The organism is Candidatus Macondimonas diazotrophica (assembly GCF_004684205.1).
GTDB classification, from domain to species: Bacteria; Pseudomonadota; Gammaproteobacteria; order UBA5335; family UBA5335; genus Macondimonas; species Macondimonas diazotrophica.
Genome location: NZ_SRIO01000059.1, coordinates 1 through 1,547, shown reverse-complemented (window position 1 = coordinate 1,547; position 1,547 = coordinate 1). Strand labels below are relative to the sequence as shown.

At 63.7% G+C, this 1,547-nt stretch carries 2 protein-coding genes; both read left to right on the top strand.

Annotation, left to right across the window (positions count from 1 at the left end; all coding sequences use genetic code 11):
- The first annotated feature begins 111 nt into the window (after window positions 1-111).
- Window positions 112-1,143, top strand: coding sequence for an AAA family ATPase (locus E4680_RS13850; protein ID WP_135283016.1), 1,032 nt, complete (start codon window positions 112-114; stop codon window positions 1,141-1,143).
- Window positions 1,144-1,152: 9 nt separating this feature from the next.
- The gene (locus E4680_RS13845) at window positions 1,153-1,533 is read left to right on the top strand and encodes a hypothetical protein (RefSeq protein ID WP_135283015.1); all 381 of its coding nucleotides are present in this window, start codon (window positions 1,153-1,155) and stop codon (window positions 1,531-1,533) included.
- The last annotated feature ends 14 nt before the right edge of the window (window positions 1,534-1,547 follow it).

The following is a 1,547-nucleotide window of genomic DNA, read 5'->3' as shown; positions in this document are numbered from 1 at the left end:
CCATGGCCGACCTGGCACCCGAGCCCGTGAACCATCAGGCTGTGCTGCTGTTGCCGTGGGCCATCGTGCGTGCAACGACCTGAACCACCAACCCAGAAAGGAGAGTTACCTATGATTACGCTCAAGATCAACGAAGCCCTGGCAATGGTCCGCCATGTCGCCATCGAACTGAACGAGCCGATGATGCTGTGGGGGCCGCCCGGCGGTGGCAAGACCGAGGGGGTGGGGCAGATCGCCGAGGACTGCAACGCCTTCCTTGTGGACATCCGCCTGGCGCAGTACGACAGCGTGGACCTGAAAGGCTACCCGACGGATGAGGATGGTCACCTGGTATGGCGGCCGGCGCGGACACTGCCGTTCGTGGGCAACGATGCCTTCCCGGATGATCGCCTCATTCTGTTGGTGCTGGATGAGCTGAACTCCGCCCGGGATGCAGTGTTTGCCGTGGCCTACCAACTGTTGCAGGAGCGCCGTGTAGGTGAGCACCGCCTCAAGCCCAACGTGCGTGTTGTGGCGATGGGCAACCGCGAGTCTGACCGAGGCGTGACCAACCGGATGCCCCTGCCGCTGGCTAACCGGTTGATCCACGTGGAAGTGGCGATGGACCACGAGCCCTGGATCGACCATCACTTGGCGCAAGGTGGCGACCCGATTTTTGCGGCGTTCTTCATGTACCGCCCGGCGCTAGTGTGTACGTTCGACCCGAGCAAGCCCGCCAAGGCGTTCGGCACGTACCGCTCGTGGTCCAAGGCAGCCAAGCTCTACGCCAGTACCATGCCTCATCATTTGAAAGTGGCAGCGATTACCGGTGCGGTGGGTGATGGCGAGGCGGCCGAGTTCTTCGGTTTCGTGGACATCGTGGACAAGATGCCCGACCTGGACGACATCATCAAGCGCCCCAAGAAGGCGGCGCTGCCGGATGGGGTGGGCATGTCCTACGCTGTGAGTGTCAGTCTGTCTGCCCGGATGAACGCGGGGAATGAGGGTGCGATGGAGGCCATCGATACCTACCTGCGGCGGCTGGCCCCCGAGTTTCATGCCTGCGCATGGACACTGGCTGCTCGCAAGGAGCCGCGCATTCTGGCAACCCAGCTCGGCGCAGTGTTCTGCAAGGAGCACAACTACAGCATGACGGCAGAGTGAGAGCCAGCCATGACTACCACAACAGCATGGGCACACCTGCCCAACGCCAAGCACATCGACGCCGTGCTGGCCGACGTGAATACAAGGCCGGAGGTGTGGGACGCAGCACTGGACGCAGCATGGTACGCAGCGTGGGCCGCAGCACGGCAGGCAGCACGGGACGCAGCACGGGCCGAAGCATGGGACGCAGCACGGCAGGCAGCGTGGGACGCAGCAGGGTACGCAGCGTGGTACGTCATCCTCGCACTCATCGCATGGGACTCTGCTGCCGACCTGCTGGACCTACCCCCCGACGCCCTGCGCGTTCTCGTTGACGTAGCGGCACCGCCCGTCTGCCACCAAGCCGCGCTGCTGTTGCCGTGGGCTGTCGTGCGGGAGAGCCAGCCATGAAGATTCGTACAGAC